The sequence below is a fragment of the Sphingobium sp. LMA1-1-1.1 genome, assembly GCF_040676365.1.
GTDB lineage: Bacteria > Pseudomonadota > Alphaproteobacteria > Sphingomonadales > Sphingomonadaceae > Sphingobium.
The window spans coordinates 41,876-63,741 of record NZ_JBEGHS010000003.1 but is presented as its reverse complement, the minus strand read 5'-3'; the positions used below and the strand labels follow the sequence as shown (position 1 = coordinate 63,741).

28 protein-coding genes and 1 pseudogene are annotated in these 21,866 nt (G+C 62.2%); 21 read left to right on the top strand and 8 right to left on the bottom strand.

Translation table 11 applies throughout. The features are described 5' to 3' along the window. Nucleotides 1–7 precede the first annotated feature (7 nt). The 12 genes from MRBLMA1_RS06095 (at nucleotide 8) to MRBLMA1_RS06040 (ending at nucleotide 6,224) form a co-directional block, all read left to right on the top strand. Nucleotides 8–451 carry a hypothetical protein gene (locus tag MRBLMA1_RS06095; protein ID WP_363735642.1) on the top strand — a complete coding sequence of 148 codons (444 nt, stop codon included), beginning with the start codon at nucleotides 8–10 and terminating at the stop codon, nucleotides 449–451. Further along, complete coding sequence (locus MRBLMA1_RS06090) at nucleotides 448–618, top strand: hypothetical protein (protein ID WP_363735641.1); 171 nt, start codon at nucleotides 448–450, stop codon at nucleotides 616–618. Before MRBLMA1_RS06095 ends, MRBLMA1_RS06090 begins: the two co-directional genes overlap by 4 nt. Beyond that, the gene (locus MRBLMA1_RS06085) at nucleotides 615–1,331 is read left to right on the top strand and encodes a hypothetical protein (RefSeq protein ID WP_363735640.1); all 717 of its coding nucleotides are present in this window, start codon (nucleotides 615–617) and stop codon (nucleotides 1,329–1,331) included. Before MRBLMA1_RS06090 ends, MRBLMA1_RS06085 begins: the two co-directional genes overlap by 4 nt. Then, the gene (locus tag MRBLMA1_RS06080) at nucleotides 1,321–1,566 is read left to right on the top strand and encodes a hypothetical protein (RefSeq protein WP_363735639.1); all 246 of its coding nucleotides are present in this window, start codon (nucleotides 1,321–1,323) and stop codon (nucleotides 1,564–1,566) included. The genes MRBLMA1_RS06085 and MRBLMA1_RS06080 overlap by 11 nt, the downstream gene beginning before the upstream one ends. Then, nucleotides 1,563–1,709: a hypothetical protein gene (locus MRBLMA1_RS06075; protein WP_363735638.1), complete on the top strand. Its 147-nt coding sequence runs from the start codon at nucleotides 1,563–1,565 to the stop codon at nucleotides 1,707–1,709. The genes MRBLMA1_RS06080 and MRBLMA1_RS06075 overlap by 4 nt, the downstream gene beginning before the upstream one ends. Continuing rightward, on the top strand, nucleotides 1,702–1,983 hold the full coding sequence (locus MRBLMA1_RS06070; protein WP_363735637.1) for a DUF4326 domain-containing protein: 282 nt from the start codon (nucleotides 1,702–1,704) through the stop codon (nucleotides 1,981–1,983). Before MRBLMA1_RS06075 ends, MRBLMA1_RS06070 begins: the two co-directional genes overlap by 8 nt. Further along, nucleotides 1,976–2,320 carry a hypothetical protein gene (locus MRBLMA1_RS06065; RefSeq protein ID WP_363735636.1) on the top strand — a complete coding sequence of 115 codons (345 nt, stop codon included), beginning with the start codon at nucleotides 1,976–1,978 and terminating at the stop codon, nucleotides 2,318–2,320. The genes MRBLMA1_RS06070 and MRBLMA1_RS06065 overlap by 8 nt, the downstream gene beginning before the upstream one ends. Beyond that, nucleotides 2,317–2,736 (top strand): hypothetical protein, encoded by a 420-nt coding sequence (locus MRBLMA1_RS06060; protein WP_363735635.1) that lies wholly within the window; start codon nucleotides 2,317–2,319, stop codon nucleotides 2,734–2,736. The genes MRBLMA1_RS06065 and MRBLMA1_RS06060 overlap by 4 nt, the downstream gene beginning before the upstream one ends. Further along, nucleotides 2,729–3,739 carry a phage Gp37/Gp68 family protein gene (locus MRBLMA1_RS06055; protein ID WP_363735634.1) on the top strand — a complete coding sequence of 337 codons (1,011 nt, stop codon included), beginning with the start codon at nucleotides 2,729–2,731 and terminating at the stop codon, nucleotides 3,737–3,739. Before MRBLMA1_RS06060 ends, MRBLMA1_RS06055 begins: the two co-directional genes overlap by 8 nt. After that, the gene (locus MRBLMA1_RS06050; protein ID WP_363735633.1) at nucleotides 3,736–4,161 is read left to right on the top strand and encodes a hypothetical protein; all 426 of its coding nucleotides are present in this window, start codon (nucleotides 3,736–3,738) and stop codon (nucleotides 4,159–4,161) included. The genes MRBLMA1_RS06055 and MRBLMA1_RS06050 overlap by 4 nt, the downstream gene beginning before the upstream one ends. Then, entirely contained in the window at nucleotides 4,158–4,523 is a 366-nt protein-coding gene (locus tag MRBLMA1_RS06045; protein WP_363735632.1) for a hypothetical protein, read from the top strand. Before MRBLMA1_RS06050 ends, MRBLMA1_RS06045 begins: the two co-directional genes overlap by 4 nt. A gap of 123 nt (nucleotides 4,524–4,646) precedes the next feature. After that, entirely contained in the window at nucleotides 4,647–6,224 is a 1,578-nt protein-coding gene (locus tag MRBLMA1_RS06040; protein ID WP_363735631.1) for a recombinase family protein, read from the top strand. Here the strand turns inward: MRBLMA1_RS06040 and MRBLMA1_RS06035 are convergent. Together MRBLMA1_RS06035 and MRBLMA1_RS06030 are read right to left on the bottom strand one after the other, a co-directional pair. After that, nucleotides 6,221–6,658 (bottom strand): hypothetical protein, encoded by a 438-nt coding sequence (locus MRBLMA1_RS06035; protein ID WP_363735630.1) that lies wholly within the window; start codon nucleotides 6,656–6,658, stop codon nucleotides 6,221–6,223. The two genes, MRBLMA1_RS06040 and MRBLMA1_RS06035, sit on opposite strands and share 4 nt — an antisense overlap. Beyond that, entirely contained in the window at nucleotides 6,645–7,106 is a 462-nt protein-coding gene (locus MRBLMA1_RS06030; RefSeq protein ID WP_363735629.1) for a helix-turn-helix domain-containing protein, read from the bottom strand. The genes MRBLMA1_RS06035 and MRBLMA1_RS06030 overlap by 14 nt, the downstream gene beginning before the upstream one ends. Nucleotides 7,107–7,547: 441 nt before the next feature. Between MRBLMA1_RS06030 and MRBLMA1_RS06025 the strand changes: the two are divergent. The 4 genes and pseudogenes from MRBLMA1_RS06025 to MRBLMA1_RS06010 form a co-directional block, all read left to right on the top strand. Further along, nucleotides 7,548–8,357, top strand: a pseudogene (locus MRBLMA1_RS06025) (glycosyltransferase family 2 protein); the annotation flags it as partial. Then, nucleotides 8,354–9,424 (top strand): hypothetical protein, encoded by a 1,071-nt coding sequence (locus MRBLMA1_RS06020; RefSeq protein ID WP_363735627.1) that lies wholly within the window; start codon nucleotides 8,354–8,356, stop codon nucleotides 9,422–9,424. The pseudogene MRBLMA1_RS06025 and the gene MRBLMA1_RS06020, both read left to right, overlap by 4 nt. Nucleotides 9,425–9,473: 49 nt before the next feature. Then, entirely contained in the window at nucleotides 9,474–10,388 is a 915-nt protein-coding gene (locus MRBLMA1_RS06015) for a sulfite exporter TauE/SafE family protein (protein WP_363735626.1), read from the top strand. Further along, nucleotides 10,385–11,146, top strand: a complete 762-nt coding sequence (locus MRBLMA1_RS06010) for a TIGR02186 family protein (protein ID WP_363735625.1) — start codon at nucleotides 10,385–10,387, stop codon at nucleotides 11,144–11,146. Before MRBLMA1_RS06015 ends, MRBLMA1_RS06010 begins: the two co-directional genes overlap by 4 nt. A gap of 67 nt (nucleotides 11,147–11,213) precedes the next feature. On the opposite strand, the gene MRBLMA1_RS06005 is transcribed toward MRBLMA1_RS06010, so the two are convergent. After that, a complete protein-coding gene (locus MRBLMA1_RS06005; RefSeq protein ID WP_363735624.1) occupies nucleotides 11,214–11,684 on the bottom strand; it encodes an Lrp/AsnC family transcriptional regulator in 471 nt (156 codons plus the stop codon). A 118-nt stretch (nucleotides 11,685–11,802) separates the two neighbouring features. Between MRBLMA1_RS06005 and alr the strand changes: the two genes are divergently transcribed. The 5 genes from alr (at nucleotide 11,803) to MRBLMA1_RS05980 (ending at nucleotide 17,427) form a co-directional block, all read left to right on the top strand. After that, nucleotides 11,803–12,933 carry an alanine racemase gene (gene alr, locus MRBLMA1_RS06000; RefSeq protein WP_363735623.1) on the top strand — a complete coding sequence of 377 codons (1,131 nt, stop codon included), beginning with the start codon at nucleotides 11,803–11,805 and terminating at the stop codon, nucleotides 12,931–12,933. Then, the gene (locus MRBLMA1_RS05995; RefSeq protein WP_363735622.1) at nucleotides 12,930–14,183 is read left to right on the top strand and encodes a D-amino acid dehydrogenase; all 1,254 of its coding nucleotides are present in this window, start codon (nucleotides 12,930–12,932) and stop codon (nucleotides 14,181–14,183) included. Before alr ends, MRBLMA1_RS05995 begins: the two co-directional genes overlap by 4 nt. 22 nt (nucleotides 14,184–14,205) lie before the next feature. Next, nucleotides 14,206–14,556, top strand: coding sequence for a RidA family protein (locus MRBLMA1_RS05990; protein ID WP_363735621.1), 351 nt, complete (start codon nucleotides 14,206–14,208; stop codon nucleotides 14,554–14,556). A 563-nt stretch (nucleotides 14,557–15,119) separates the two neighbouring features. Further along, a complete protein-coding gene (locus tag MRBLMA1_RS05985) occupies nucleotides 15,120–16,127 on the top strand; it encodes a class 1 fructose-bisphosphatase (RefSeq protein ID WP_363735698.1) in 1,008 nt (335 codons plus the stop codon). Nucleotides 16,128–16,833: 706 nt separating this feature from the next. After that, nucleotides 16,834–17,427 carry a hypothetical protein gene (locus MRBLMA1_RS05980; RefSeq protein WP_363735620.1) on the top strand — a complete coding sequence of 198 codons (594 nt, stop codon included), beginning with the start codon at nucleotides 16,834–16,836 and terminating at the stop codon, nucleotides 17,425–17,427. A 205-nt stretch (nucleotides 17,428–17,632) separates the two neighbouring features. Here MRBLMA1_RS05980 and MRBLMA1_RS05975 read toward each other — a convergent pair whose 3' ends face one another. The 5 genes from MRBLMA1_RS05975 to MRBLMA1_RS05955 form a co-directional block, all read right to left on the bottom strand. Continuing rightward, nucleotides 17,633–18,673, bottom strand: coding sequence for a rod shape-determining protein (locus tag MRBLMA1_RS05975; RefSeq protein WP_363735619.1), 1,041 nt, complete (start codon nucleotides 18,671–18,673; stop codon nucleotides 17,633–17,635). A 112-nt stretch (nucleotides 18,674–18,785) separates the two neighbouring features. Further along, nucleotides 18,786–19,166, bottom strand: a complete 381-nt coding sequence (locus tag MRBLMA1_RS05970; protein WP_133651630.1) for a TadE/TadG family type IV pilus assembly protein — start codon at nucleotides 19,164–19,166, stop codon at nucleotides 18,786–18,788. Then, nucleotides 19,163–19,636, bottom strand: coding sequence for a TadE/TadG family type IV pilus assembly protein (locus MRBLMA1_RS05965; protein WP_133651629.1), 474 nt, complete (start codon nucleotides 19,634–19,636; stop codon nucleotides 19,163–19,165). Before MRBLMA1_RS05965 ends, MRBLMA1_RS05970 begins: the two co-directional genes overlap by 4 nt. Next, nucleotides 19,633–20,886, bottom strand: a complete 1,254-nt coding sequence (locus MRBLMA1_RS05960) for a pilus assembly protein TadG-related protein (RefSeq protein WP_363735618.1) — start codon at nucleotides 20,884–20,886, stop codon at nucleotides 19,633–19,635. Before MRBLMA1_RS05960 ends, MRBLMA1_RS05965 begins: the two co-directional genes overlap by 4 nt. Nucleotides 20,887–21,346: 460 nt before the next feature. After that, nucleotides 21,347–21,784, bottom strand: coding sequence for an Lrp/AsnC family transcriptional regulator (locus MRBLMA1_RS05955; RefSeq protein ID WP_363735697.1), 438 nt, complete (start codon nucleotides 21,782–21,784; stop codon nucleotides 21,347–21,349). Between the last annotated feature and the right edge of the window lie 82 nt (nucleotides 21,785–21,866).

Genomic DNA, 21,866 nt, shown 5'->3' with positions numbered 1-21,866 from the left:
TTGCACCATGCTTCAGACGCCCACCGAATTCCCGCACGTCGGCAGCTACGCCGTCTTTCGCAACACCAAGGTCCGCATCCAGCGAATCAATCCCAACGGCACCCGGCTCGTGATCGGCCAGGCCGAGCGCCGCAAGGTCGTTACAGCCACTGTGGCGCTGGATCAGCTGACGCCCTGGGCCGCGCCCGATGATGCGATCGATCTGTGGGCATCGAGCCGCATCGCATCGGTCAGCAGCGACAGCTTCACCGCAGTCGCCGATGCCTGGGGCGATTTCCTCGCCTGGTATCGCACCGTCTATCAGCGCGAGCCCTCGATCGACAAAGCCGTCTTTGCCCGCCGCCTGCGCGACAGCGGCTTCCAGGCCAAGAAGGTCCGCACGCTCTACACCAGCGGGATCCGCAATGGCTTCAGCTTCGCGCTCCATGCGGCCGAGGAAGCCGCAGCGTGAGCGCCTCACAAGCCGTGCTGTTCTTCGGCAGCGCGTGGTTCGCCCTCGCCATCATCGTCGGGATGATCGCCGAGTACCGCGACAAGATCGTCGCCGCCCTGCTCTGCGAGCCCATGCCGGGACAGCGCTTTGACGCTGGCCAGCCGGTGGAAAGGAATAGCCAATGAGCACAGCGTTGGCCCCGCTTGACGGCCTGAAGGTCGCGCAGTCTGTTTTTCAAGAGCTGTCTGAAACCAGCCGCGAAGAGCTTGTAATCGCACGCTGTCGGACAGCAGCCAGCAGCATCGCGAATATCATCACCGATCACCACACGAGCCCAGCACCGGCAGAATTTCAGGATCAGGGGCTACGGGATGCGCTCGTCAGGAACCTTCGCTGCATTGACCGCGCCGGGGTTCTCCACGCCAAGCCGCCCAAGGATGTCCATCCCGTATGCGCGGAAGCTGCGGAAGCCCTTTCCACTCTCCCCCAGCGGATCGTTGCTTGGCCGTCCGACTTCCAAGCGGGCGTTCGGCAATGGATGCTGGCCTGCTTCGGCGCAACGATAACCGGCGATCTTCTGGAGCGGGCCGACCGCTTCACCGAAGAGGCGCTGGAATTGGCGCAGACCATGCCGGGGTTCAATGCCGAACGCGCCCATGCACTGGTCGATTATGTGTTCAGCCGCCCCGTTGGCGAGCGCGGGCAGGAAGTCGGCGGCGTCATGGTCACGCTGGCGGCCCTGTGCAATCCGGTCGGGCTGGACATTAGCGAGGCAGCCGAACGCGAACTGGCCCGCATCTGGACGAAGGTTGACGCCATCCGCGCCAAGCAAGCTGCAAAGCCGACCGGATCAGCCCTGCCTATCGCCACGCCGGAGGACCCCGCCGATGGTCGTTGATGAGCCGGCGATGTGGAACCTCATCCCCGAAGCGAAGCGCGCCAAGGTGATGATCGCCGCCAAAGCCCTCTGCCGCAGCCGCGACGCCGATGAGGATATGGATGACGGGCTGGGCGGTTGCGCCAACTGCGACACCCCAGCAGGCGGCTCGTGCCTCGCCTTCGGCCTCTTCGGCCATATGGCTGTCGACGTTGTCGAAGCGCTCGATCGAGCAGCCCGCGAGGCGACAGCGTGAGCCGCGCCGCCGCCTTCTTCGCTGTGCTGGTCGCCATCGGCGTGCTGATGCTGCTCAGCGCGATCGACTTCGGCAAACTCCCCTTCACCACCGGCCGCCGTCCCAATTGCGGCGAGCCCTTCGCGGAGGCCCGTCATGGATAAGCCCGTTCGGGTCCAACTGTCGCGCGCCAAGGGCTGGCGCATGCCGGCCAACACCGTGAAGGTCGACCGTTCGACCAAGTGGGGCAACCCTTACCCTGTGGAAGGCACACGATCTGCCGCGATGGCGGTCGCAGCGTTCCGCCTCCATATCCTGGCGACACCGGCCTTGCGCGAGATGGCGCACCGGGAGCTGGCGGGCAAAAACCTCGCCTGCTGGTGCCAGCCGAGCGAACCCTGCCACGCGGACGTGCTGCTGGAGATCGCCAATGGCTGACGGGATCGACCCATTCAAGCACGTCGGCCGCCCGGATCAATGGCAGAAGTTCGGCACAAGCGAACATGACCTGCGGTGCGATGCCGAACGCAGGGCCATGGCCGACTACATGCTGCGCCGACTCCAGAAAGCACACCGGAGGGGACACGAAAACGGGACTGCCGACTTGCTGACGGGCGGCATTGTCGCCTTCGCGGGTCTGTTCGTCGCCGGAGCTGGCGGTCCAGCCGCGCTCGACGAGGAATCCTTCGAGAAGTGGATCGGGATCGCGACCTTCGCTTGGTATCAGGCGATTTCCTGTCACGAGAGCGGTGCGGCGATGGGGAGTGTTCAATGACGGACCTCCTCCAGCTGGCCGACCGCGTCGAGCGCGGCGTGATCAAGGCCCTGTCGATCAAGCAGCCCTACCCCCACCACATTTTCCACGACGGCAAGGACGTAGAGAATCGGGACTGGCCGACCAAGGGCCGGGGCTGGTTCATCGTTCATGCCGGCGTGTCGAAGAGCGAACTGGACATGGACGATCCAGCCGAAGCAGCGATGCCACGCGGCGGCGTGGTGGGCATGGCCCGCATCGTTGATTGCGTCACCGCGATGGATTCGCGCTGGTTCTTCGGCCGCTACGGCTTCGTTCTGCGCGACGCCTTTCCACTGCCGCTGGTTTCCTGCCGGGGAAAGCTGAGCTTCTTCAATCTGGAGCCGGAGACGCTGCACGCGGTCGCCCAACACATCAGGGAGCGGGCCCATGGCTGACGGCACCAAGATCGAGTGGACTGACGCCACGGTGAACGCCATCAACGGCTGCTCCGTCGTGTCGCCGGGCTGCACCAACTGTTACGCGATGCGACTCGCCGGGACGCGGCTGAAGCATCACCCCTCCCGCGCCGGGCTGACGACTGACAGCAAGGCGGGGCCGGTATGGAACGGCGAGGTCCGGTTGAACGAGGGGCAGCTGCTCCAGCCGCTCCGCTGGGCCAAGCCACGCCGGATCTTCTGGAACGCCCATGGCGACATGTTCCATCCGGCCGTCTCCGACGAGTGGATCGACCGCTGCTTCGCCGTCATGGCGCTGACGCCGCAGCACATCCATCAAGTGCTGACGAAGCGTGCCGATCGCATGCGGGATTACTTCAGCTCCGCCACGCAATTCCGCTGGATCAGTCAGATGAAGCTGATCGCAAAGGATTTTCCGCGCCCTCAAATCGTGCATCCGACCAGCGGCGGCGCGTTGCTTCAGACGAAAGATCAGGCGCTAGAAAACGTCTGGCTGGGTGTGTCGGTCGAGGATCAAGCCCGCGCGGACGAGCGCATTCCTCATCTGCTCGCCACGCCTGCCGCCGTCCGCTGGCTTTCGTGCGAGCCGCTGCTCGGACCAGTCAGGCTCGACCGCATCCATGAGACCTTCGATGACGGGCTGGCCCATTCTTGGGAAAGCTGCCTCAACGGAAAGCGTTTCGACATATGGGGCGAGGGGGAAAACGACGGCCACCCGAAGGTGGATTGGGTCGTGGTCGGCGGCGAAAGCGGAAAAGGGGCGCGGCCGATGCTCGCCGATTGGGCGCGAAGCCTGCGCGACCAGTGCTCCGAGGCCGGCACGCCGTTCTTCTTCAAACAATGGGGTGCTTATCTGCCGTGCGGCCAACTGAACGGTGACGGTGGCCTCTGGACCAACGGTAGCGATCACGCCCTTCTCACCACGAAATCATTCGCAGGGCGCTATCTGGACGGCGTTCAGCACGACGGGATGCCGGCATGAGCCGCTACCTGCTCAGTGAGCCTATGCCGCCGGCCACCCTCCAGCGCGCGGCCGAGCAGGAACGCGCGCGGCGCGGCGCGGCGTCGAAAGCTGCGGTCGATGCGGGTCGGGTGTCGAAGGAGAAGGCGGACTATGACGACGCCATCTGGTCGAACATCGTCCACTTCTTCCGCCGCTGGTCAGGTGACACCCGCGAGCCTCAGGGATGGTCCGAAGCGCAGCGCGAGATCATGTCGAAGAGCGCCCGCGCCACCTACAAGCGCATGCTGGAGGTCCTGGACGGCAGCACGAAGCAGGAGGACTTCGACCAGCTGAAGGGCCTGCGAGACATCACCTACGCGCTCGCATTCACGCTGCTGTATTGCAATTTCTATCCCAAGCCGTGCCCCCACTGCGTCGGGCGGAAAGCGGCCGCAGCATGATACCCGCCTGCCTCCGCATCGTCGTCGCGGCGCGCCTTGCCGAGAAGCAGCGCCTGCTGATCGGCTCGCGCAACGGGCTGGAAAAGCCCTGCCGCTTGTGGACCGGGGCGCAGTCGAAGGGCGGCAAGCGGCCGAGCAGCGGTCCCTATGGCTCGATCTGGATCCCCGGCTTCAACGCCGTGCGCGTCCATGTCGCAGTGGCTTGGGTCGCGGGCATCATCCCCACGCCTCGAGTGCCCGACGGCATGAACCTCGACCACCGCTGCGAGCGGACTCTCTGCATCGAGGAAACCCATTACGAGCTGATCCCGGCCGAGACGAACCGAGCGCTGCGCTGGAGCCGCAGGAGGAAGGCGGCATGAGCCTTGATCCAAAGATCCGGGAATTCGTAAAGGCGCTTGCGCGCGCCCAGGTTGCAAGAGACATTGCCGCCCTTCGCGCCGCCCAGAATTCCCACGGGCGAAGCGACCAGCCAGGAGACGCCGGTGCGGACGGTCATCTACGCACGCTTCAGCAGCGATAACCAGAATCCGCGCTCGACCGCGGATCAGATCGCCCTGTGCCGCCAACGCGCGGAGCAGGAAGGCTGGCACGTCGTCGCCGCGTTCGAGGATGCCGCGACCTCTGGTGCCGCCGGCATCGATGCGCACCAGCGCCCAGGACTGCACGCCATGATGCAGATGGTTGAGGCTGGCGGCATCGACCAGGTGCTCGCCGAATCCACCGACCGGATTTCCCGCCACATCGCCGACGCGCACATGATCCGCGAACGGATCGAGTTCGTCGGCGCGCGGCTCTTCACGCTGTTCGACGGCGCCGTCACGCCCATGATCGGCCTGGTCAAAGGCTTCATGGATGCGCAGTTCCGAACCGACCTCGCCAAGCGCGTGCGGCGCGGCCAGCTGGGCACGCTCAAGCAAGGCCGCATCCCGGGCAGCATCGCCTACGGCTACCGCCACGCCAACCGCCTCGACGAGAAAGGCCAGCTGGTGCGCGGCCTGCGCGAGATCGACCCTGACAAGGCCGAGATCGTCCGCCGCGTCTTCAAGGAATATGTCGCCGGCCGCAGCCCGCGCGCGATCGCCGCAGGGTTGAACGCCGACGGCATCCCCGGCTCGCGCGGCGGCATTTGGCACGAGACCGCGATCAGCGGCGACCTGAAATACAAACGGGGCATGCTCCGCAACGAGACCTATATCGGCACCATCACTTACGGCCGCAGCCGTCAGGTCATCAATCCGCAGACCCGGCAGCGGCTCAGCCGACCGAATCCCGATGGCGACGTCGAACAGCAGGACTTCCCGCACCTTCGCATCATCGACGATGAGACCTGGCGTCAAGCGCAGCAGCGGCTCGCGTCGAACCAGGGCGTCAGACCGGAACGCCAGCGCCGGCCAAAGCACGTCCTGTCGGGCCTCGGCTTCTGCGGCGTCTGCGGCGCGCCCTGGGTAAAGACCGCTGGTGAATTCTGGGGCTGTAGCGTCTTCCGCTACGGGCAGGACTGCACCAACAACCGGCACATCAAGACGTCCCGCTATGAGGCGCTGGTGCTGGCCGACCTGAAAGCGGGCCTGCTCTCACCCGAGGCCGTGAGCGAATATGTCCGCGAATATCACCGCGACTTCGCCCGCCAGTCAGCCGACCTCGGCCGCGATCGCGCGCGGATCGAGCGCAAGCTGCAGGAAGCCGAGCGCAAGAAGGAGCGCATGCTGAAGGCGTTTGCGGAAGGCGGTAGCGAGTTCGCCGAGATCCGCACCATGCTCGCCACCGCGCGCGACGAAGCCGACCGGCTGCAGCGCGAGCTCGCCAGCACGGACGCCCTGCCGAACGTCCTGGCGCTCCACCCGCACGTCGAGGAGCAGTACCGGAAACAGGTCGACGATCTGTCGGCCGCGCTATCGACGCCCGAGGCCCAGCCCGAAGCGATCGGCCGCTACCGCGCTATGATCGCACGCGTTATCGTCAAGCCGGACCTGACCAAGCAGCGCGGCGCTGTCGTCCAGGTTGTCCGTCAGATGGATGAGATTTTGTCCATCGCAACGGGAACTCGCGCAAGCGCTTAACCACTAACAACTAAAGGTTGAGGCATCGGTGCGTCGGTTATCCCCAGACTTGCAGCAAAAGCCTGTCCGTTCACGTTGAATTTGGCTTTGATTGTCATCCCAGCCTGGATCGGCAGCCCACCCATCTTAACATGGAAATTTGATGACCATTGACGATCAGTGGGCAGATCCGAGATCACCGTGTTCCCCGTGACATTATCCATGGTGTCTATTGGCGCATTCTCAAATTCGATCTCAAAGTCGACTTTAAGTTCGTCAACACCCTCGCTTCTAACGATACAAATTATCGAAAGATTACCAAGCTGTAGAGGCGCACCTTCGGGAGGGTCGATTAGATGTAGCTGCGGCCCATAGAATCCCATGATGCTTTGCTTGTTGGCCACCTCAGAGCGGTAGTCGTCGCAAAATAAAACGAAGCCGTCAGTGATCGGCATTTTGAAGCGCTTCCATCAATGTATTAAAATCCACCTCGAAGATCGCAGCCATTTGGCGCAAAACTTCTTCTCCGGGCTTTCGTTCACGCCTTTCGTAGAGCGAAATTGCGTTTTGCGACGTTTTCATCAAAGCTGACAGTTGCTTCTGCGACAGCCCCTTCGAGAGACGAAGCTGGACCAACGTAACGGGCGCACCCAATTCGGCATTAACTGCTGCGCTTTCAACGCGCGCTCGCCGAGTAGCCTCCTCTAGTTCCTCATCGTTGTCTAAACTATCGAGAAACGAGTCAAGCAGCTGATATCCGCCAGGAATAGAACGGGCCTGCGAGCGATCAATCCGTATGACGCTGTTATCAGCGCTACCAGCAGAAACGCAAATCACCCGACCATTTCCCGGACGCTCTAGATGGTACTCAAATTCAGTACCTGTGGAAGCCAAGGGCATCATACTCGGTCTCAATCTCTTCCAGCAGAAATTTATTATAGTCAGCGTCTCGGTGCATAATTGCGAATAAGCAAATCCGCCGCGACGGTCTGCAAATCCCAAATATAAGACGCCAGTTATTAACTGTTATCAGGCGAACCCTATTAACATTTATTCTTTTGTTTTGAAGCTCGATCAACGGCGAGACATTATACACAACCTCGTCTTCGTATTCTGTGAGCATCAAATCTTCGGCATTTCTCGAACCTGATCTTATATCTTCAAGAAATGCCCGAATGTGACCCGCCGCATATACATCCTCTCCACGACACGCACGAAAATCCTCCACCGCCTTAGGCGACAGCAGGAACTGAAAAACACTAAGGTCATCCATACACCGAATCCGGTATATAGCGAGTTAATTCCCATGCGAAAGTGCTCATGCGGTGTAATAAGCACGATCGACCATGCGACGGAAGGGGGAGGTGCTGCGACGATGAGCGCTGGAATTACGCTAACGCCCAATTTGCCGAGAGCCACGGCAAGTTCCTGACCGTGCGTGAAGCCATGGGCGCCTCCATGCCCTCGGCTGGCGTAGCGTGCGCATTTGAACGGCAGATGCTGGAGCGGCTGGCGAATGCCGGCCCCGGCGGACCATTTGATCCGGAATCGCTAACGGAGGATTATGAGGTCGGCCTGCGCATCAGCAACATGGGCGGACGGGGCATCTTCGTACGTATGCGCGACGGAAATGGCGATCTCGTCGCCACCAGGGAATATTTTCCCGACAATCTGAAGGCAGCCGTCAAGCAGAAGGCGCGCTGGATGGTCGGCATCTCACTTGCTGGCTGGGACCGCATGGGCTGGCAGGGCGGCCCTGCCGAATGGTGGATGCGCATGCGGGACCGCGCCGCCGCCCTTTCCGCCTTCGTCCTGTTTACCGCCTATCTCGCGCTTCTGCTCTGGGGCGTGCTGCTCGTCGCAGGCCTGTTCAGCGATGTCACTTTCGCCAGGATCTCCCCCGTCATCGAAGTCCTGCTGTGGATCAATTTCGGGTTCATGAGCTGGCGAATGGCGATGCGGGCGATTTTTTCCGGCATGGCTTATGGATGGGTTTTCGGACTGGGCGCCATACCGCGCACGCTGATCGCCAATATCATTGCCATGATGGCCGCCAGACGGGCCATGCTCCTCTATCTTCGGTCGCTCATCGGCAGGCCGCTGACCTGGGACAAGACACAGCATCGTTTTCCGGATCTGGAATCCCAGGCATGAACAAGGCGGCCAGCGGACGCCCGGTCCGCTTCTTCACGCTTGTTATAGCCGGTTGGGTCGCCATCCGTCTGGCGGGGACCGGCTTCGACCTTCTCGGCGGCGCAATGGGCGGTCCCGGTGAGGGTCCATTCCGTCCTACGACTTATGCGACCAACGTAGGAATCACAGCCGAAGGGCATGGTCCGCCAGTTCGGCAGAGCGGGCCGCCGCAAAGGCTGACATCTGCCGCCGCAGCGCCGGGACTGGCGCTCATGGCATCGTCACCATGGGCCAGAGCAACAAGGATCAAAGCAGCCTTGGCACCCGCCGCACCCGCTACAAGGGAAGCGGCGTCGACCGAGGAGGTTTCGGGCAAGGTCATGGGAGCCGCTCCATCGATCAACCCTTCACCTGCCTTGCCCATGGCCTACCCGCCAGCCGCTGGCACCAGCCGTTGGCATGGCAGTGCCTGGCTGCTGTGGCGCGACGACAGTGCCCCCCGCGCCGATGCCGCGACCGGCGGACGGCTGGGCGGATCACAGGCGGGTTTCCGCCTCGATTTCGACCTGACCCCGCGCGCCTCCAGCCGAGCGACCGCTTATGCTCGCGCCAGTGCTGCATTGAACAAGCCGGTCTCTCCCGAAGGCGCGCTGGGCTTGGCATGGCAGCCAGCGCGCACCGTCCCCGTCAGCTTCGCCGCTGAACGACGGTTTGCCCTGGGCCAGGGCGGACGCAACGCCAATGCCGTGCTGGCGGTCGGCGGTTTCGGCCCGACGCGGGTCGCGCCGTCCCTGGAAGTCGAAGCCTATGCGCAGAGCGGCATGGTCGGTTTCCGGTCACGCGACCTGTTCGTGGACGGCAAGATCTCGCTGCTGTCGCCCCTCGGCAACGCGCCCGTGCGGCTTGGCGCAAGCCTTTCCGGCGGGGCGCAGCCGCAGGTGGAGCGACTGGACATCGGCCCGGAACTTCAGATCCGCCTGCCCATAAAGCCTGTCGGCACCAGGCTGAGCGTCGAATGGCGGGAACGGATCGCGGGGCGTGCCGCGCCGGCTTCCGGTCCGGCAGTAACGCTTGGGGCTGATTTTTAAGGCAGAGCGCCTTTATCTCTCCGCATATTGGGCTTAACCCAGGGATTGCATGGATCTCTATCTGCCCATCGCCAACCTGTCGGTGAATGCGCTGGTCATCATTGCCCTGGGCGGCGTGGTGGGCCTGCTTTCCGGCATGTTCGGGGTGGGCGGCGGATTCCTGACCACGCCTTTGTTGATCTTCTACGGCATTCCTCCGACCGTCGCCGCGGCTTCGGCGGCCAGCCAGGTGACAGGCGCCAGCGTATCCGGCGTCTTCACCCATATGTCGCGCGGCACGGTCGACTTCCGCATGGGCGGCGTGCTGATCGCCGGCGGCGTGGTGGGCGCGGGCCTGGGCGTGCTGATCTTCCGTCTGCTGCAGGCCATAGGACAGATCGATACGGTGATCGGCATTCTTTACGTGCTGATGCTGGGCGGCATCGGATCGTTGATGGCAAAGGAATCGATACAGGCGCTGATAGCGCTGAAGACCGGCAGGAAGATCCAAGCGCGCAAAAGGCGGCACCATCCGCTTGTCGCGGCCTTGCCAATGCGGTGGCGCTTCTATCGGTCCGGGCTGTATATTTCGCCGCTGGCACCACTACTGCTGGGCATGGCGACCGGCATACTCACCATGTTGCTCGGCGTCGGCGGCGGGTTCATCCTGGTTCCGGCGATGCTCTACCTGCTGGGGATGACGACCCAGTCCGTGGTTGGCACGTCGCTGTTCCAGATATTGTTCGTGACCATGGCGACGACGATGATGCACGCCATGACCACGCATGCGGTTGACCTTGTCCTGGCCCTGCTGCTGCTGATCGGCAGCGTGACCGGCGCGCAGGTCGGAACGCGCATCTCGATGACGATCCGGCCGGAATATCTGCGCATCCTGCTTGCCGCCATCGTGCTGCTGGTGGCGGCGCGGATGGCGCTGGGCCTGGGGTTCCGACCGGACGAAATCTATACGGTGGAGCTGCGGTGAGGCGCCGGGCGCTTCTGGCCCTTCTCCCCGCCCTGCTGCTGCTGACGGCGGCAGACGAACCCATGCTCGTGCCCGACGTGTCCCAGCGCGAGGTGGAAATACAATATAGCTTCACGGGTGCGGACCTGCTGCTGTTCGGCGCGATCGTCTATCCCGACGGGCGTCGGCCCAGCAAGCCGCCGGACATCATGGTCGTTCTGAAGGGGCCGGATCAATCGATCACGATGCGCGAAAAGCAGAAGGTCGCCGGCATATGGATCAACGCCGACAGCGCGCGTTTCCGCTCCGCTCCCAGCTTCTACGCCATCGCATCGTCCCGCCCGATCGACAGGATGGTCGATGAACGGACGGCGGCGATCTATGAAATGGGCGTGGACAAGCTCCAGCTTTCGCCCTCTTCGCTCAATGAAAGCGCGGAGCTGGATCGGTTCCAGAAGGGTTTGATCGACCTCAGGGAAAGGGCCGGTCTCTATGTCGAGCGCCCCGGAACGGTAGAGATCACGGACGGCGTGTTATACCGGGCGCGACTGCCGCTTTCGGCCCGGGTAATCGTCGGCGATTACACGGCGGAAACCTTCCTCGTGCAGGACGGCCGCGTGGTGGCCGCCGCCGTGCGCGACATCACCGTCCGAAAGTCGGGGTTCGAGCGGTTCATGGCCGTCTCTGCCGAACAATGGCCCTTCGCCTATGGGCTGGCGGCGATCATGCTGGCGGTCGGCATGGGATGGGCGGCGGGCGCCATTGCCAGACGGGTCTAGCTCGCACCGTTCGAATGTCGTTCAGCCGCGCTTCCCCCTATGCACGCCAGGCGCGGCGTCGTGCCCGTCATCGCCGTGCCGCTTTCCTGGGCCGCAGCGCATCGCGCATCGCGATGCTGCTGTTGATCCGGGTGACGCCGGGCATGCGGGAGAGGATCTCGCTATGGATCGCCTCATAGGCCGCCACGCTCTCCGTTTCCACTCGAAGCCAATAATCGACGCCACCGGTCATCAGGAAACATTCCCGGATTTCCGGGCATTGCCGCACGGCATGCTCGAAACGGGCAAGATAATCCTCCGTCTGCCGATCGAGCGTCACCTGCACCAGCACATCGACGGCGCGGCCTTCCTTTTCCATAGGCGTCGTCACGATAGTATAGCCGCGGATCACGCCGGCATCCTCCAACATCCGGATACGCCGGTGACAGGCCGAAGGCGAAAGACCGACCTCCGCCGCGATTTCCGAATTGGGCCGCCGTGCATTCAGCCGGAGCAGGCGGATGATCGATCGGTCGATGGCGTCCAGCGATTCTGACATTTTATTGCATTTCCTACGAATAACCTTCGAAATATTTGCTCTTATTAGACGATCCTTCTGTCATTTGAGAGCATTTTCGCAAGGAGGCACGCTACTTTCCCCTTGAAGGGGGAAGGATATGCCGTCCATCGATACCGCCGCAGCCGTGCTCCGCATCGATCTCGACGCGCTGGTCGAGAATTACCGGATGATCCAACGGCAGGTAGCCCCCGCCGCCGTTGCCGGCGTGGTCAAGGCGAATGGCTACGGCCTGGGTGCGGACATCGTCGCGTGCAGTCTGCAAGAGGCGGGATGCCGCCACTTCTTCGTCGCGCATCTCGGCGAAGCCATGGCGCTCCGGACCATGCTCGACAACGGCACCGCCCTGTTCATCCTCAACGGGCTGCAGCCCGGCATGGAAAGCGATTGCGCGGCCATCGGCGCCATTCCGGTTCTGAACTCGCTCGATCAGATCGCGCGCTGGTCGGAAATGGCCCGGACCCTGAATCGACGCTTGCCCGCAGCGTTGCAGGCAGACAGCGGCATGTCGCGGCTCGGCCTGCCCCCGGAGGAGGTCGCCATCCTGCGCGCGGAGCCGGAACGCCTGGCGGGCATCGACCTCCGCCTGCTGATGAGCCACTTGGCCTGCGCCGACGATCCCGATGCCCCTTCCAACAACAAACAGCGCCAAAGTTTCGAGACATTCAGCAAGGATTTCCCGGATGTGCCCCGCTCGCTGGACAATAGCGGCGGCAGCTTCCTGCATGCGAGGCATTTCGACATGGTGCGTGCCGGCATCGCCCTTTATGGCGGGGCCCCCCAGGGCGATGGCCCGATAATGCAACCGGTCGTCTCGCTGAATGCCGGGATCATCCAGTTGCGGACCGTTCCGGCCGGCGCGGCCGTGGGCTATGGCCTGACCCATGTTTGCGAGCGGGCGACGCGCATCGCCACGATTGCGGTGGGCTATGCCGATGGCTGGCCGCGCCATCTCAGCAACAGGGGCTCGGCCTATATTGGCGGCCATCGCGCGTCGATCGTGGGACGGGTGTCGATGGACAGCATCACGCTGGACGTGACCGACATACCCGACGCCCTCCTTTATCCGGGTGCGCCAGCTGAACTGCTGGGCCCCCATCAAACGGTGGATCAGGTGGCGGCCGACGCCGGCACCATCGCCTATGAAATCCTGACACAACTCGGACATCGCTATCACCGCACCATCCAGGGCGCGGCGACGATCCGGCACCAGCGGAGCATGAAGGCATGAAGATCGCCATTCTGGGGAGCGGCGTCATCGGCGTCACCTCTGCCTGGTATCTGTCGCAGGCAGGGCATGAAGTGACGGTGATCGACCGTCAGGACGGCCCGGCGTTGGAGACCAGCTTCGCCAATGCCGGCGAGATTTCGCCCGGCTATGCCTCACCCTGGGCGGCGCCGGGGATACCGATGAAGGCACTGCGCTGGCTGTTCATGAAGCACGCCCCTTTGATCCTGCGGCCCCAGATGGACATGGCCATGCTGCGCTGGATGGCGGCGATGTTGGGCAATTGCAACGAACGCGCCTATGCGATCAACAAGAGCCGGATGGTGCGGCTGGCCGAATATAGCCGTGACCGGCTGATCGACCTGCGGCGCGAAACCGGCATTTCCTATGACGAACGGTCGCAGGGCACCTTGCAGCTTTTCCGCGAGCAAAAACAACTCGACGGCATCGCCAAGGACATCGCTGTTCTGCAGGCGGACGGCGTGCCCTTCGAAGTGCTCGACGCAGCAGGATGCATCGCGGCGGAACCGGGCCTGGCGGGCAGCGGCGTGCCTCTCGCCGGGGGCCTGAGGCTCCCCAATGATGAAACCGGCGACTGCTTCAAATTCACCAATGCGCTGGCGGAGATGGCGAAGGCGAAGGGCGTGACCTTCCTCAACGGACGCACCATCGGCCGGATCGCCGTCACGGACGGGAAGGTCAGCCATGTCGAGACCGATAGCGGCCCTGTCCGGGCCGATGCCTATCTGGTCGCCATGGGCAGCTATTCCCCGCTGTTGCTGGCGCCCTTGGGGATCAGGCTACCGGTCTATCCGGTGAAGGGATATTCGATCACCGTCCCGATCGTCGATGAAGCGCGGGCGCCGGTATCGACGCTGCTGGATGAAAGCTACAAGGTCGCGATCACGCGGCTGGGCGACCGTATCCGGGTGGGCGGCATGGCGGAACTGTCGGGCTATTCCAAAGGACTGCCCAGGGCGCGGCGGGATACGCTGGAATATTCGGTGGGTTCGCTGTTCCCGGGCGCAGGCGATCTGGGCCGCGCCAGCTTCTGGTCCGGACTCCGTCCGATGACGCCGGACAGCACGCCGGTGATCGGCGCCACCAAAATCCCCAACCTCTTCCTCAACACCGGCCATGGCACATTGGGTTGGACCATGGCATGCGGGTCGGGGCATGTGATCGCGGACATCATCGGCGGGCGCGAGCCCCGGATCGAGACCGCAGATCTTGCAATCAGCCGCTATTCATAACCAGAATAAGGAACCTTCCTGCATGACCATCTCCCGCATCGGCCGCGGCCCGCGCATGAGCGAAGCCGTCATTCATGGCGACACCATCTATCTGGCAGGGCAGATCGGCGCGCCCGGCGAGAACGTCACCGCCCAGACCCGCGCCGTGCTGGCAGAGATCGACGCGCTGCTCGAACAGACAGGCAGCAGCAAGAATCATATGCTGATGGCGCAGATCTGGCTTGCCGACATGAATGATTTTGCCGAGATGAACGCGGTGTGGGACGCATGGATCGCCGATGCCGAGGCACCCGCCCGCGCCACGGGCGAGGCGAAGCTCGCCAGCCCCGACTACAAGGTTGAGATCATCGTCACCGCTGCCAGGGCCAGGTGAGTCATATGGGGATTGCCGTGCCTAAGGGCCAGGCAATCCCCACAAGGCCCCGCAAGATGCAAACGGTAATTTGGAGATTCGGCACGTGGCCGGATGCCGCCATCTGCCCGGCCTCTGATGCAGCACCGGAGGCTGCGGGCCCCGTCTCGCCAACTGTTGCGCCATACCCTCCTTCGACCGCCTGCGCCTCCGACGACCTTTAGCCCGCCTGGGCCTACGCCATGGCCGCGACCGGAGCCTTGCAATCCTCCTGCCTGGTGAGCAATGCCCGGGCGGCAGGAAAGGCGATCATTCCCGGCGGCGAAGTCATCGTGCTGCACGCGATCGAGCAATTCATGCTCTACACCGGCATCCGCCCGACACCGGAACAGCTGCGCGAGGCCGCGCTGTTCGCACATGGACCGGCGTGGCGGCCAGTCTGGAACCGTGAACGGATCGTCCCGCGTCCCGGGAGTACCACGAATTGGCGCTTTGCCGATGCGCGCGGGACCGCTACGGCATCGCTGGTCCCATGCATGGCGAGCGTCCGCGCGCCATATTCTCTTGAGCGAGTAACCCGCCCTATGCAGTCTGTAACCCTCACCCGCTTCCTGATCGAGCAGCAGCGCCAGGCGAACGCCATCCCGCCGCAATTGCGCCTGCTGATCGAAACCGTCGCGCGCACCTGCAAGACGATCAGCCATAGCGTGTCCAAGGGCGCGCTGGGCGAAGTGCTGGGCAGCCTGGGCAGCGAGAATGTGCAGGGCGAGGTGCAGAAGAAGCTGGACGTCATCGCCAATGAACTGCTGCTGGACGCCAATGAATGGGGCGGACATCTGGCCGCAATGGCTTCGGAGGAGATGGAGACGCTCCATCGCATCCCCAACCGCTATCCGAAGGGGGAATATCTGCTGCTGTTCGATCCGATCGACGGGTCCAGCAATATCGACGTCGACCTGAGCGTGGGCACCATCTTCTCCGTGCTCAAGGCGCCGGAGGAATGTTCCGGTCGCGAGGTGATCGAGCAGGACTTCCTCCAGCCCGGCACGCAGCAGGTGGCGGCCGGCTATGCGATCTACGGGCCGCAGACGCTGCTGGTGCTGACCATCGGCACGGGCGTCTTTGAATTCACGCTCGATCGGGAAATCGGGTCCTGGCGGATGACCGACGGCCCGATGCAGATGCCGCAGGGCAATGCCGAATTCGCCATCAACATCGCGCGGCGGCGGCAATGGTCGCCCGGCATCGCGCGCTATGTAGAGGAGCGGATCCAGGGCACGGAGGGGCCGCTGGGCAAGGATTACAACATGCGCTGGACCGCTTCGATGGTAGCCGACGTCCATCGTATCCTGAAGCGCGGCGGCATCTTCCTGTATCCCGCCGATCACCGCCAATCGGGCAAGGCCCGGCTGCGGCTGATGTATGAGGCGAATCCGATGTCCTTCCTGATCGAGCAGGCGGGCGGGGCCGCCAGCAACGGCCATCAGCGGATCATGGAGGTGACGCCCACCGGCCTGCACCAGCGCGTCGGCGTCGTGCTGGGCGACAAGGCCGAGGTGAAGACTGTCACCGCCTATGGAAGGGCCGCGTAGAGCAACGCTCTCGCGACCCGTAGAATTCCGCCATTTTTCGTCGAAGTTCACACCATATGCGCGCGCGTGCCGGGGCGCGCGTATGCGTGTGAGCGCGATATGCCTGACGTTTCAAAGAGGAGCGCGGGATAGAGCCGCGAGCGCGGAATAGGACAGAGCGATTTCACGCCTGTTCAGGAAATAGGATGTTTTTTGAGGGACCTGTTGCTGCTGGGTCACATGATGCTGATGGAGCCATGCCGTCCGGGCCGGGATGTTAGGGGACGGTCTGGAAGCGACCATTATTTGTCATTCAGCGGCAGCAGCACCACCTCATCTGGAAGCTGACATTAGCCTTCAAGCAGTTCCAAGACCGTTCCGTGTCCAATCAGCTTTTGCGGGCCTTCGAATATCTCCCACTGCGTCCCTGCTATTAGCATGGGCAAACCATCGGGAAGAAAGGCGACGATACGATTTGCACACTCACCTGGCGCAATGACTTCGTCGGGAGCCTGCTCGACTTCTCCAACCACGAAGTCATCGGAGCCGAACCGATGATTGGGACGAAAGCAACCACGTAGAGGGTGGCCAGCGCCTCCCCTCTCCGTCGGGATCAACTCAATGGAAGCTCGAACTTTCATGCCCATCCCTTAGCCGATTATTGGCCTCTGCTGCCAGTTCAGAACGACCAGTTGCGGACCTATTTCCGTTCAGGCACAACGCCCCAATGAAGACGTTAGTGATTGGAATAATGTTGTTAGCCGGTGCGTTTGACACGCCGCCGGTCTTGGTAAAGCCGGAAGTCGCTGCGGCAAAGGTCGCAGAATGCGGCTTCAGAAAGGTCCATTCGAAATTCGACGACACACTTCAAGAAGAAGTGGTCGAAGTTCTGGACGAAGCCCCAATCTCAGATAACCAGCTACAATGTGCGGCCCGCGCCTCACTTGCTACAAGCTATTACGTCACGTTTGTTCCGCCTGTAGAGCAGGCGTATCAGTCAATATACTGGGACTTATCGCGCAAACAGGCAAAGATTGATGCGCGGGCATGGCTGGATAAGAGAGGGTTGCTTTCAGGCCTGCCAACATATGACGCCAATAGCACTGACGAAGTAGCGTTCGCTCACTCTCTTGAGCAACTTTGCGGGCCAAAGGCTGCGGGAGTTCTTCAGCCGTTAAATGGTATGGCGACATTCAAAGCCAGCATACTGGCTTCTGGCGCGCTGGATGAAGAAACACTCTGGTGCCTTACCAACGCCGCTGAGGTTTCTGGTTATCCGTTGGGCTTCATAGGCAACGAAACAAATCGTCAAGACCGTTAAAAATCGGAGATTTGCGTATTTGGTAGGCGTCAGCTTATGCGGGCTGGTGATCCGAAAGCCGACATTCCGCCATCCACCCAAATCAGCCGCTCCCGCGACGGCCGGAATCGCGTGTCAAAAGAAGCACCCTCCCCTGAGATCCAGCCTTCACTGGCGCGGCCAGTTGTGGGGGGATACTCCCTTCCCCATCGTCCAGACGGCGTCGTCAGGAGCCGGTCAGCACGCCGTCATAGGCGCGGTCTTCCAGAGCGCGGCCTGCTCCCATGGCGACGCAGATCAGGGGCTTTTCGGCGACCGTGACAGGCAGGCCGGTCGCGTCGGAAAGCGCCTCGTCCAGACGCTGGAGCAGCGCGCCGCCGCCGGTGAGCGTGATGCCTTCCTCGATGATGTCGGCGGACAGTTCCGGCGCGGTCTGTTCCAGCGCGGTCATCACCGCCATCTTGATCTGGCCCACCGGCTCCGACAGGGCATCGGCGATCTCCGCCTCGCTGATGGACATTTCGGACGGGCGGCCGTTCACCAGGTCGCGGCCCTTCACCACCATGCGGCGGCCTTCGCCCTCCGGCGGGGTGGCGGCGCCGAGCGCGCATTTCACCCGTTCCGACGTGGCTTCGCCGATCATCAGATTGTGGGTGCGGCGGATGTGGGAGGCGATTGCGTCGTCCAGCCTGTCGCCGCCCACCCGTGCCGAACTGCTATAGGCGATGCCGTTGAGGGAGAGGACCGCCACCTCCGTCGTTCCCCCGCCAATATCGACCACCATCGCCCCGCGCGGTTCGGTGACGGGCAGTCCGGCGCCGATCGCAGCGGCCATGGGTTCCTCGATCAGCTGAACGCGATAGGCGCCTGCATTGGAGGCAGCGTCGCGCAACGCACGCCGCTCCACCATGGTGGAGCCTGTCGGCACGCAGATCACCACTTCATGGCGGCGGCCGAAGCGGCTGTGGCCGTCCAGCGCCTTGTCCATGAAATGCTTGATCATCTGCTCCGCCACGTCGATGTCCGCGATCACGCCATCGCGCAGCGGGCGGATCGCCTGGATGCCATTGGGGGTCTTGCCCATCATCAGCTTGGCTTCGTTGCCGACGACCTTCACCTTGCGGATGCCGTCGCGCGTCTCGATCGCGATGACCGAGGGCTCGTTGAGCACGATGCCCCGGTCACGCACATAGATGACCGTATTGACGGTGCCCAGGTCGATGGCCATGTCGCAGGCGGACGAGGAAAAGAAGCGCGGCAGTTTCATGCGGATGATGGACATTCTGTGCAGGGGGAGCGGGATGGCTCCCCCTGCACAGCCCCCTTGTCAAGCAGAAGCAGGGTGCGACAACACGTCCGGTATCCGGGTCCAGTTGAGGTTAATAGGACCGGCGGGTATAGCTGATCGACAAGGCTGGCGTCTGGTACACAATGAAGTTCAGCGGCCGGGAATAGGTCATGGTGATTTCGGTATAGGGCAGGCCATATTGCGTGCCGTGGGTAATCGTCGGATCGTTGGTATAGGCCGGGTCCAGACCGAATTCGCGCGCATTGACCTTGGCGATGATGGCGGCATCGGAGGGCGTGGGATAGATGCTGGCATAGCGGGCACCTTCATCCACCGCATGTTGCAGGCCAGTGCGCGCGCAGGCGATGATGCCCATTTGCAGCGCACCCATAAGCAGAATGATGAAAGGCGGCACGGCAAGGACGAATTCGATCGCCGCGGCCCCCCGCTCGTCGCGTACCAGCCGGATCATTGCAACCGCACCGATGCGGAGCCGGTGAGCGCGATTCCCTGCGACGACCATCGGCTGTTGGGCGCGAGTTGGGCGAACATCGGCGTGTAGCTTCCCGAAATGTTGATCGCGACATAGCGCTTGGTCTGCTGACCATCGGGGCATGGCACTTCGGGACTGGCGGTCTGGACGGTGGCGTCGCAGAGCAGCGTAGGCGTGATGGTGACGTTGCTGGTCGAAACGCCCGCCGCCGCCGCCGCGTCGGCGGCCAGATTGTTATAGGCCGCCTGCGTCCTTGTGGTATCGTTGGTGTAGCCGCCCGCCGCCGCCAGTTGCGCCGTGCGCTCCGCCGCGCGCTGAAGCCCGATCTTCGCCTTGAACGCCATGGCGACATCCCCCGCCAGGCAGGTCAGCAGCACCAGGACCGGCATGATGATCGCCAGTTCGATGGTGCTGTTCCCGGCTCGGTCCGAAATCAGGCGCATCATCATCCCACCAGCCTCACCAGCGTGGCGGTGATCTTGTCGACGCCCTTGTTGGTGCATTGATTGACGATATTGCTGTTGCCGATGAAGGTCACCCGCTTGCTCACCATCTTCACGCAGTCAGTGGTCATTCCCGACGTGCCGCTGAAGGACAGGGCCTGGCCGGGGAAATAGAAGGCGCCTTGCAGTACCGAACTCGCATTGCCGTTGATGGTGTTGGTTCCCGAATCCACGGCGCGCCGATCCTGGTAGAAGAGGACGCCATGATAGGGGTTGGTGGTGTCCGTCGGCGCCTTCAGGTTGAGCGTCGCGCCGCCGTTGATATTGACCGTCGCGATGGAGCTGGGGTTGGTCACCGCGTTGCTGCTGGTCAGGATGATGGTGACGTCCGTACCGTTGATGACCGCCTGCGAACCGGCGTTGAAGGTGCCGCCGTCGATATAATATACGCCGGGCGCCAGGTTGAGCGTGCCCTTGACATCGAAATTCTTGTAGCAGCCAGCCGTGATGGAAGTCGTGTCGCCGGGTTTGTCATTATAATTCTTGCAACCCGTCAGCTCCACCGCAGTGGGTGTGGGTAATCCAGCATAGGGATCCTGTACGGGCAGGCTGTAGGGCAGCAGGGTGGTCGGGGAGACATAGTTGGAACTGGATGAGAGCCCGCCCACCGCCGCCACGGGCGTTGCCGTCACAACGCTGCTGCCGCCTGCATAGACCGCGTTGGATGCCCGCGAGTTGGTGGCGATGCCGCAGCCCAGATTGACCGTGGCACTGCCCTGAAGCGTGATGCCGACCGTGCTCGTCTTTTCCAGCGCAACGACGCAATAGTCGCCGCTGCCCACCACGGCCGCGGTCGCTTCGCCATAGATGACCGGCGCCTTCACCCCCAATATCTTCGAAAAGGGCAGTTCGGCCCATGTTTGCAGCACCACCCGCACAGCCTTGTTGTTGCCGGCATAGGCACCTGTCGTGGGAGCATTTTCGATCGTGGGCGTCTGCGTCAGCGTGACGAGCGACATGCGGTTGATATCCGATGTCGCGCTGTCGGAGGCGCTGAAGCCCTGCGCCACCGCATAAGCGCCAGCGAGCGCGGCGCTGTCCGCCTGACGCTGGATCTGCCGCTTCCACAGGGTCCATTGCACCGTATCGGTGGCCAGTCCCGCCGCCCCGATGAATATAGGCATGGAGGCCGCAGCCATCATCAGGACATTGCCCGTCCTGTCACGCAGCAAACGCCCCACTGCTCCGCCCAACATTCCCATATCCCTTTCGAGAAGCATTGCTCCGGACCGAGGCAGGAATTTAAATAATGTGGGTTAATAAAATATGATCTTGTCACAAAAATTGACTATGATATTAAATATATATCTTTGGATATAAATGTATATTCTTCTTAATTATACAATATATGGTGAGTATATATCTCGATTTTTCTATTATAAATTCAATTATAATGCATCAATTAGATCCACATTTATAGATTTTGTTGCACGCAAACATTATAGTTGATCACAATATTGGGGAAATCATCCTTCCGATCACACGGATCGTTTCAAGGCAAATTTCAAAGCGACTGACGCGCCATGGATTTACCGATCGCTCATGTTGTCGGAAAAGGCGACGGGCTGCGATGCATCCGACAGGCTTTCAGCCAGGGATACGGCCCGGCAATGCCATCGACCTGCCAGCGCAATATGTCACTGCGCGAAACAGCGCCTAACGGTCCTTCACCGTTTCCATCGCGACGAAAGTCGAGGTGCTGGCGACATGCGGAAGGCTCGATATCTTTTCGCCAAGCACGAAGCGGTAGCGGCGGATGTCGGCGGTGCGGACTTTCAACAGATAGTCGAAACTGCTCGCGATCATATGGCATTCCTCCACCTCGGGAATGCGGCGCACAGCAGCATTGAATTCGCTCAGAGCATCTTCCCGCGTGTCCGACAGTTTCACTTCGGTGAAGGCGACATGGTCCAGCCCCATCTTTGCCGGATCCAGGGCAGCATGAAAGCCCTTGATCACGCCGGAGTCGATCAATCTGCGCATCCGAACCTGGCAAGGTGTCTTGGAGAGACCGACGCGCTGGGCGAGATCGGTCACGCTGATGCGGCCGTCCTCCATCAGAACGGCGACGATCTTATGATCGAACCCATCCATTTCGACTTCCGATCCGCTGTTTCTTGTCACTATTTCCTCCTGATCTGACCATCATAAGTCAAATCACCAGAAGTTTCACAAT

Excerpts from the sequence above, each read along its gene's own strand:
- MRBLMA1_RS06005 (WP_363735624.1), bottom strand. The coding sequence starts at position 11,684 with ATGTCAGAATCGCTGGACGCCATCGACCGATCGATCATCCGCCTGCTC.
- MRBLMA1_RS05995 (WP_363735622.1), top strand. The coding sequence starts at position 12,930 with ATGAAGATCGCCATTCTGGGGAGCGGCGTCATCGGCGTCACCTCTGCC.
- MRBLMA1_RS06065 (WP_363735636.1), top strand. The coding sequence starts at position 1,976 with ATGGCTGACGGGATCGACCCATTCAAGCACGTCGGCCGCCCGGATCAA.
- MRBLMA1_RS06015 (WP_363735626.1), top strand. The coding sequence starts at position 9,474 with ATGGATCTCTATCTGCCCATCGCCAACCTGTCGGTGAATGCGCTGGTC.
- MRBLMA1_RS05975 (WP_363735619.1), bottom strand. The coding sequence starts at position 18,673 with ATGAAACTGCCGCGCTTCTTTTCCTCGTCCGCCTGCGACATGGCCATC.
- MRBLMA1_RS05965 (WP_133651629.1), bottom strand. The coding sequence starts at position 19,636 with ATGATGATGCGCCTGATTTCGGACCGAGCCGGGAACAGCACCATCGAA.
- MRBLMA1_RS06050 (WP_363735633.1), top strand. The coding sequence starts at position 3,736 with ATGAGCCGCTACCTGCTCAGTGAGCCTATGCCGCCGGCCACCCTCCAG.
- MRBLMA1_RS06070 (WP_363735637.1), top strand. The coding sequence starts at position 1,702 with ATGGATAAGCCCGTTCGGGTCCAACTGTCGCGCGCCAAGGGCTGGCGC.
- MRBLMA1_RS05960 (WP_363735618.1), bottom strand. The coding sequence starts at position 20,886 with ATGTTGGGCGGAGCAGTGGGGCGTTTGCTGCGTGACAGGACGGGCAAT.
- MRBLMA1_RS05990 (WP_363735621.1), top strand. The coding sequence starts at position 14,206 with ATGACCATCTCCCGCATCGGCCGCGGCCCGCGCATGAGCGAAGCCGTC.
- MRBLMA1_RS05955 (WP_363735697.1), bottom strand. The coding sequence starts at position 21,784 with ATGGATGGGTTCGATCATAAGATCGTCGCCGTTCTGATGGAGGACGGC.
- MRBLMA1_RS06020 (WP_363735627.1), top strand. The coding sequence starts at position 8,354 with ATGAACAAGGCGGCCAGCGGACGCCCGGTCCGCTTCTTCACGCTTGTT.
- MRBLMA1_RS06035 (WP_363735630.1), bottom strand. The coding sequence starts at position 6,658 with ATGCCGATCACTGACGGCTTCGTTTTATTTTGCGACGACTACCGCTCT.
- MRBLMA1_RS06030 (WP_363735629.1), bottom strand. The coding sequence starts at position 7,106 with ATGATGCCCTTGGCTTCCACAGGTACTGAATTTGAGTACCATCTAGAG.
- MRBLMA1_RS05970 (WP_133651630.1), bottom strand. The coding sequence starts at position 19,166 with ATGATCCGGCTGGTACGCGACGAGCGGGGGGCCGCGGCGATCGAATTC.
- MRBLMA1_RS06095 (WP_363735642.1), top strand. The coding sequence starts at position 8 with ATGCTTCAGACGCCCACCGAATTCCCGCACGTCGGCAGCTACGCCGTC.
- MRBLMA1_RS06060 (WP_363735635.1), top strand. The coding sequence starts at position 2,317 with ATGACGGACCTCCTCCAGCTGGCCGACCGCGTCGAGCGCGGCGTGATC.
- alr (WP_363735623.1), top strand. The coding sequence starts at position 11,803 with ATGCCGTCCATCGATACCGCCGCAGCCGTGCTCCGCATCGATCTCGAC.
- MRBLMA1_RS06085 (WP_363735640.1), top strand. The coding sequence starts at position 615 with ATGAGCACAGCGTTGGCCCCGCTTGACGGCCTGAAGGTCGCGCAGTCT.
- MRBLMA1_RS05980 (WP_363735620.1), top strand. The coding sequence starts at position 16,834 with ATGAAGACGTTAGTGATTGGAATAATGTTGTTAGCCGGTGCGTTTGAC.
- MRBLMA1_RS06045 (WP_363735632.1), top strand. The coding sequence starts at position 4,158 with ATGATACCCGCCTGCCTCCGCATCGTCGTCGCGGCGCGCCTTGCCGAG.
- MRBLMA1_RS05985 (WP_363735698.1), top strand. The coding sequence starts at position 15,120 with ATGCAGTCTGTAACCCTCACCCGCTTCCTGATCGAGCAGCAGCGCCAG.
- MRBLMA1_RS06080 (WP_363735639.1), top strand. The coding sequence starts at position 1,321 with ATGGTCGTTGATGAGCCGGCGATGTGGAACCTCATCCCCGAAGCGAAG.
- MRBLMA1_RS06055 (WP_363735634.1), top strand. The coding sequence starts at position 2,729 with ATGGCTGACGGCACCAAGATCGAGTGGACTGACGCCACGGTGAACGCC.